Genomic DNA, 6,031 nt, shown 5'->3' on the forward strand with positions numbered 1-6,031 from the left:
ACTCCGTGGTATACTCTGATTTAACAAAAAAATCAGAAGTTAAAGGAGAAAACATGAAGTATACAATAGATGAATTAACCGCGGCCAAAAGGCAAATTGATTCAACTCTGCACAAGCTAAGAGAAACAGTAAAAACATTTGAATCAAAGGATAATTCCGAGCGTTATAAATCACAAATCACATTGGCAAAGAGAAGAATAAAAGCCTTTGAAATTGCAAATTATTTTATAGAGAATGAGATTAAGAATTGCTAAAGCACTTCCGATTTTCGTTCCAGCGGTCATGCTCCCTGGCATGGCCGCTTTTCCATGCCCCGGTTCACGCCGGATAAGTCGGCTCCTGTGTAGCAGCGGCTTCCGCTTCCAGTACCCGCGCCATTTTGTCGGCGGCTGTGGTTGTGGTGTCTTTCTTGAAATAGCCGGACACGACAAGGACGGAATTGCCCATGCGGATTTCCGTCACACAGTCAGGGCGGCGGGTGGTGCGGGTGTCGTGCTGCTTGTTATCTGCCATAGGCAATACTCCTTTCAGTCGGTAATCAGTTTCTTCATGCTCTCCATTTTCCGCTTGGCGGTTTCCTGCCGGAAGTTGTCGCCGGTAAAGCGTACCGGGACGCACATGGAAAGCAGGCGGTCATAAATCCGGGAATGGGCGGTGTCCTCCGGGTTGTGCAGGTCGTCCAGCGTAAGGTTGGTCGTGACGATCAGCGGCTTGCCGCTGCGGTAACGGCTGTCAATCACATTGAACACCTGTTCCAGCCCGTATTCCGTCCCGCGTTCCATGCCGAAGTCGTCAAGGATCAGCAGCGGATAACGACAAAGGCGGGAAATGTACTCGTTGCGCCCCTCAAAGCTGGCGGCAAGGTCATTGAGGATAAGAGCAAAGTTCGTCATGCGGACGGGGATTTCTTTCTCCATGAGGGCGTTTGCGATACAGCCTGCAAGGTAGCTTTTGCCGGTGCCTACGCCGCCCCAGAACAGGCAGCCGATATTGTCTGTCCGCATATCTTCCCAATGCTCCACATACCGGCGGGCAAGCCCGGTCTGCGGGTTCCTGCCGTTGTCGTTCTCGAAAGTCCAGTCCCGCATGGTGGGGTCGGTAAAGCCCCGGCGTTTCAGTTCTTCCACGGTGTCAAGGTGTCTGCGCCGCTTTTCGGCGGCTTCCCGTTCCTCGCGGGCGGTTCTCTGGCAGTCGCACTCTGCCGGGTGGCGGTCGCGCCCGAAGATAGCGGCCTTATCCGGCGCAAAATAGGCTTCTTTCGGCTTGCGGCACTTGCCGCAGTACAGTAAACCGTCCTCGCCGGTGTAGTCCTCCGGCTCCGGGATGGTGGTCGTCATATTCTCCAAAACCGCGTTGATTTCATTCTTCATAAACTCTCGCCCTCCTTGCATGAGTAGTCTGGTATGCCCTTTTTAGGGGCTTCCTTTTTGTCGTTCCCCGCCCATATCCGCAGGGCGGCGGCATAGTTCTGGTAGCTTTTCCCGTTGGCGGCAAGGTAGCGGCTCATTTCCTCGATGAACCGTTCCAGCCTGTCAGGGTACTCTGCCTGCAACTCGTCGTATTCGGTCTGTGACAGAAAAATATTTCCATATCGGCCATAGGGCGCGGACGGCCCCCCCACTCACTCCCTTTGTTTGGCTCTCTGTAAGGTTGTTTATAGTAGTTTGGTTAGGGGACGGTTTTCCGACCATCATAAGGTCGGTTTTCTGACCATCAGTAGGACGGTTTTCCGGCTCTATGAGGGGCGGACTTCCGGCCATCAGTTGGTCTGAAAACTGTACCTGTGGCACTGGCGGTACTTTGACATAAAGCCGGTTCGGTGCGGAGAAGCCGCCCCGTTCCCGTTCCAACAGCCCCGCCGTGTCCAGTTCATTAAGCGCCCCCTTGATGGTGGTGCTGCCTTTATCCAGTATTTCTGCTATCTCCGCGATGGGATAGATAATATAAATCCTGCCCTCGTCGTCCAGCCACTTGTTTTTCTGGGAGAGGGTGGAACGGTCTAACAGCAGCGAATACAGCAGCTTGGCGGTCTGTGAAATCTCCATTTTCAGCAGGAAACGGGGATACGGCAGATAGGCGGGCAGCCGCGTGTCTGCCCTGATATAATCAGCGATAGGATCACCTCCCTGTGTTCGGGTTGATTTTGGCGTATTGTCACGCATTAAAACGCCGTTTCCGGGGGAAAAGGATAAATGTATCGCGTACCCTTTGACACCCACGAAAAAAGCCTTGATTTATGCGGGTTTGAAAGGCTCTAAAGCGTGACATCTCTGCCTTTGTTTCCGCTTTCTCTCGGCGGCTTTGATTTTCTTCATGCGCCCGGCGCAGTCGGGGCAGTATTTTCCCCGGTTGGATTTGGGGACAAAGGCCGCCCCGCAGACGGCACACCGTTTCCGGCTTCCCCGGCACAAGAGGGCTGCGGCCAGCTCCCCGTCAAGGGGCAGGACAGCCACACGGAACCAGTGGCACATGAGGGAAAAGGAAATGCTCTGGACGCACACGCAAGGCTCCCCGTCGTCCAATAGCAGGCAGTTCCCCTCATCGTAGTTACAGCACTCATGTACCAGCCGCCGCGCCCGCCGGTGCTGGCGGTAGTCCATGTGGGGCAGGTTATCGCTCATGGCTCTGCTCCTTTCTGCGGTGCGGCTCGTCCCGGCGCAAAATCTGGTCGATGTTCCGCTTGACGGTCTGCAACTCCTTGAACCGCTGTTTCTGTTCGTGATAGGTGTTATACAGGCCGTCTTTCTCGGAGATAAGCTGCTCGATCTCGGCCTGCAACGCTTTCCGGGCGGGCAGCTTGGTAATGCCATGCGCCTTGAAATACCGGGCTGCTGCGTCGGCTATGATAAAATCGCTCTCATGGGCCTGCCGGTATGCGGCGCGGGCTTTCTCGGATTTCTGTGCCCGCAGCCCGTCGCGGGCGGCCTTGGTCTGGGCGTAGGCCAACACCTGCCGCTGCAACTTCTTTTTCCCTTGCAGCTTCGTTTCCAGTGCTTTCAGTTCGCCGCTGGTCTGGCGCATTTTCTGATAGGCGGTGTCAACGGCGGCTTCTAACTGCTCCGGGGAAGTAAAGCCGTATTGCTGGTAGACGGACAGCGTTTTGGCGGCCTGCTTCAGATTGTGTATCTTCGCCCAGCGTTCATAGCCCCGGCCTTTGCCCTCGGCCATTTTCTGCTCAATGTCCACAAGCCGCTGCACTCCGTCCTGTTTCGGGGCGGCTATCTCGGCTCTGGCAACCTGCAAGCGGTCTTTTATGGTGCGTGGGGGATCGGGGGATCTGGCTGGCGCTTCGGCTGCTCTGGCGGCGTTTTGCTCTAAAACGGCAAAGACAGCGGCGCGGTCAAAATCGTCGCCCAGCTTCCGGGCGGTAATTGGCTTTGTCCTGTCCGGCGTGAGGTAGGAAAGCCGCCCCCGGCTCTCCTTGACGGTCACACCCTCCTGCAGCAACAGAGAGGAAAACTCGTCAAAGCTGGCGGCGGTGGCAAGGGCTTTCCGTAGGGTCTGCCGCAGCTTCTCCTTGTTCGTTTCAAACTTGGTCTGCCGGGGCGTGATACTATCGGCAATCATGGGGGCGTTCTGCTTGTCCAGCGCGGCCTGTCCCTTTTTCTGCGCCCAATACTCCCGGTCGGTGACGCGGTTCTTGCTGCCGTTCAAGAGGTCGATTTGATAAAGCCCCTCCCGGTGGCACATCTCCATGACTTCGGATTTGAAGTAGCGCAGGGCAGCGTCGGTACATCGGTGCTTGCAGCCGACTTTCGTATCGGCCGGCCTGTCCATGTAGGGCAGGAACGGCACTTCCTCAATCCGCAGGCTGTTTATGACGATATGCACATGAATGTTGCCGCTGTGGTTATGCCCGTCCGGGTGGGTGCAGACAAGGGCCTGGTGGCCGGGAAAATGCTCTTTACAGAATTGTTCCCCCAACGCCTGCGCCCGGTCTACGGTCAGGCCGTTGTCCGGCCCGTCCCGCGGGTCAAAGCTGATGATGTAGTGGTGGCTTTTCACATCTTCCCGCCGCTGGTTTTTCTGATAGCGGAGATTGGCCCGCATACACGCAACGGCAAAATCCTCCCCGCCGCAGTTCAGCGTAGACAGCCGGTAGTCCTCGCGGGGGATAAGCCTGCCGGTTTCATCAAGGACGGGCTTCATGGTAAATTCGTCATGCTCAAAGAGCAGGTATTGTTCGGCGGCTCCGTAGTCGGCGTTTTTAGAGTTGATATGTTTGAGTGTTGCCAACCGCGTCACCTACTTTCTTTAAGACTTCATACTTGAGGGCGGCAAGGTCGGCTATGGCGGCGCGTACCTCGCCGGACAACGCATGATAGGGCGCGCCGTACTCGTTCAGATACCGGGCAATCTGGTTGAGGTTGCCGCCGATCCTGCCGTACTCGGCTGCGAGCTTCCCGACAGCGGAGAGCAGTTCGTCATTGACCGACGACACATGGAGTACGGGGCGTATGGTGGTACGCCGGATCGCCTGCCGGAGAAATTCCGACTGGCTGATACCATAGGGCGCAAGCCGCGCTGTGAAGTCGGCGTATTCATCTTCGGTCAGCCGGGTTTTCACAACGCGGCTGCGGTGGGGTGTGTTGTATTTTTTTCGCATGGTCGTGACCTCCTTTCTTGCCGCATGAGCGCGGCGGGGATAAGCGGCGCAAGCCGCATAGCAGGGTTTGGGGAAGGCACTCCCCAACAAGTTTCCCGCGAGGGGCAAAACCGCAGAATTGCGGATTTTGGCACCGTGGTAGAAACTTGCTCTCCGTGACTGCAAACTTTCTCTCACTTCCGTCCGCCACTTTTTTGGAAAACTGCAACCACAAAAGTTTGTTTCTCTTTTTCTGCTACTACTAATCCTGTAAAGGGCATTCCTGCCCGCTTTCGCTAAAATGACACCGGACGCAGTGGTTTCTACCCGGTGTTGGAGAAATCCTTTCTCTTTGCCCTCTACTACGGGTAAATGCTCCAAATGCCAAACACCAGGGCAGAAAAATTCCCTCCTCGCTTACTACTACAACCGGCAGGGGGCAAAATGGCCGGGAGCGGAGCCGGACAACAAAAAAAGCAGTAAATCTTTTTCAAGACTTACTGCTTTCGCTGGCCGCGTCGGTGGCGGCTGGTATTCAGTTTTTATGACTTGTCCGGTGGTTCGTCAAGCCGGAACTTGAATTGACAGTCAATTAACCGCTGCTTTACATAGTCCTCCACCTCGGCGTTGACCTGCCCGTTCACTTTTGAGAAATAGCGGATATATCCGGCGTAGTGGAGCAGGACAGCGTTCACGGCTTCTGGGTCGCCCTCACGGGCTTTGAGGATTGTTTCATAGGGGAGAAGTCTACTCATACCGGCTCACCCCCATTTCTTCGCGTAGCCGCTGCAAGGCAAGCTGGATATGCCGCCCCGCTGTGCTGCGTGACCGGCCAATACACGCGCCGATCACGCGCTGCGGCTGGCGCAGAAAGTAATAGCGCAGGATTTCTTCCCGCGTCTGCTCCGGCAAAACAGAGATCGCGTCGGCAAGGGCGGCGTTGCAGAGCAGGACGGTCTGACCGCAGACGGTAAATGGGTATTCCTCGTCCGGCTCCGACGCGGCAAACTGGACAAACTTCTCGTTCATCAGATAGTCAAGGGAAACTTGCCGTTCCCATTGCCGTTTAAGCTTCAAAATCTTGTCCAAGGCGGCACAGCGGATAACAGTCTTGCAAAAGGCGTTGTACCTGCGCTGGATATATTCTTGATAGGCTATCTGGTCGGTCATGGAAATTCCCCTTTCTGAATAATAGTGCGGGGCGGTGGCACTTCTTGCTGTCGCCCCTTGATTGCCTACCAGCAAAGGCGGGCGGGGCTGTCAACGGCTGCGCATATGCGCCGTTCATCTTGACCGTTGACTGGCTCGGCTGGGTTTGCTATTTACCCGACAAACTTGAATTTATTTTAAGCTATCACGTTTTACCTTCTTAAGCCTTACTATCATTACCATAGGAATTTCTTTGTTGGTTTTAAAACATTCTTCATAAAATCCATCAATGACAAA

8 protein-coding genes and 2 pseudogenes are annotated in these 6,031 nt (G+C 55.2%); 1 reads left to right on the forward strand and 9 read right to left on the reverse strand.

Annotated elements, in window-relative coordinates; translation table 11 throughout:
* Positions 1 to 53 precede the first annotated feature (53 nt).
* Complete coding sequence (locus ACTQ3A_RS07895; protein ID WP_002596235.1) at positions 54 to 254, forward strand: hypothetical protein; 201 nt, start codon at positions 54 to 56, stop codon at positions 252 to 254.
* 64 nt (positions 255 to 318) lie between these two features.
* On the opposite strand, the gene ACTQ3A_RS07900 is transcribed toward ACTQ3A_RS07895, so the two are convergent.
* The 9 genes and pseudogenes from ACTQ3A_RS07900 to ACTQ3A_RS07940 form a co-directional block, all read right to left on the reverse strand.
* On the reverse strand, positions 319 to 513 hold the full coding sequence (locus tag ACTQ3A_RS07900) for a transposon-encoded TnpW family protein (RefSeq protein ID WP_002596234.1): 195 nt from the start codon (positions 511 to 513) through the stop codon (positions 319 to 321).
* Positions 514 to 527: 14 nt separating this feature from the next.
* Positions 528 to 1,370, reverse strand: coding sequence for an ATP-binding protein (locus ACTQ3A_RS07905; RefSeq protein ID WP_002596233.1), 843 nt, complete (start codon positions 1,368 to 1,370; stop codon positions 528 to 530).
* A pseudogene (locus ACTQ3A_RS07910) lies at positions 1,367 to 2,102 on the reverse strand (replication initiator protein A). The gene ACTQ3A_RS07905 and the pseudogene ACTQ3A_RS07910 overlap by 4 nt, the downstream one beginning before the upstream one ends.
* A 132-nt stretch (positions 2,103 to 2,234) precedes the next feature.
* Positions 2,235 to 2,621: a cysteine-rich VLP domain-containing protein gene (locus ACTQ3A_RS07915; protein ID WP_002596231.1), complete on the reverse strand. Its 387-nt coding sequence runs from the start codon at positions 2,619 to 2,621 to the stop codon at positions 2,235 to 2,237.
* The gene (locus ACTQ3A_RS07920) at positions 2,611 to 4,236 is read right to left on the reverse strand and encodes a relaxase/mobilization nuclease domain-containing protein (RefSeq protein WP_441494483.1); all 1,626 of its coding nucleotides are present in this window, start codon (positions 4,234 to 4,236) and stop codon (positions 2,611 to 2,613) included. Before ACTQ3A_RS07920 ends, ACTQ3A_RS07915 begins: the two co-directional genes overlap by 11 nt.
* Positions 4,208 to 4,606: a plasmid mobilization protein gene (locus ACTQ3A_RS07925; protein ID WP_002584975.1), complete on the reverse strand. Its 399-nt coding sequence runs from the start codon at positions 4,604 to 4,606 to the stop codon at positions 4,208 to 4,210. Before ACTQ3A_RS07925 ends, ACTQ3A_RS07920 begins: the two co-directional genes overlap by 29 nt.
* A gap of 521 nt (positions 4,607 to 5,127) precedes the next feature.
* Entirely contained in the window at positions 5,128 to 5,340 is a 213-nt protein-coding gene (locus ACTQ3A_RS07930) for a helix-turn-helix domain-containing protein (RefSeq protein WP_002586615.1), read from the reverse strand.
* Positions 5,333 to 5,755: a sigma-70 family RNA polymerase sigma factor gene (locus tag ACTQ3A_RS07935; RefSeq protein ID WP_002586616.1), complete on the reverse strand. Its 423-nt coding sequence runs from the start codon at positions 5,753 to 5,755 to the stop codon at positions 5,333 to 5,335. The genes ACTQ3A_RS07930 and ACTQ3A_RS07935 overlap by 8 nt, the downstream gene beginning before the upstream one ends.
* 171 nt (positions 5,756 to 5,926) lie before the next feature.
* A pseudogene (locus ACTQ3A_RS07940) lies at positions 5,927 to 6,031 on the reverse strand (class I SAM-dependent methyltransferase); the annotation flags it as partial.

Origin of the sequence: Bilifractor sp. LCP21S3_F8 (genome assembly GCF_052117805.1) — a bacterium.
Classification (GTDB): Bacteria; Bacillota; Clostridia; order Lachnospirales; family Lachnospiraceae; genus Bilifractor.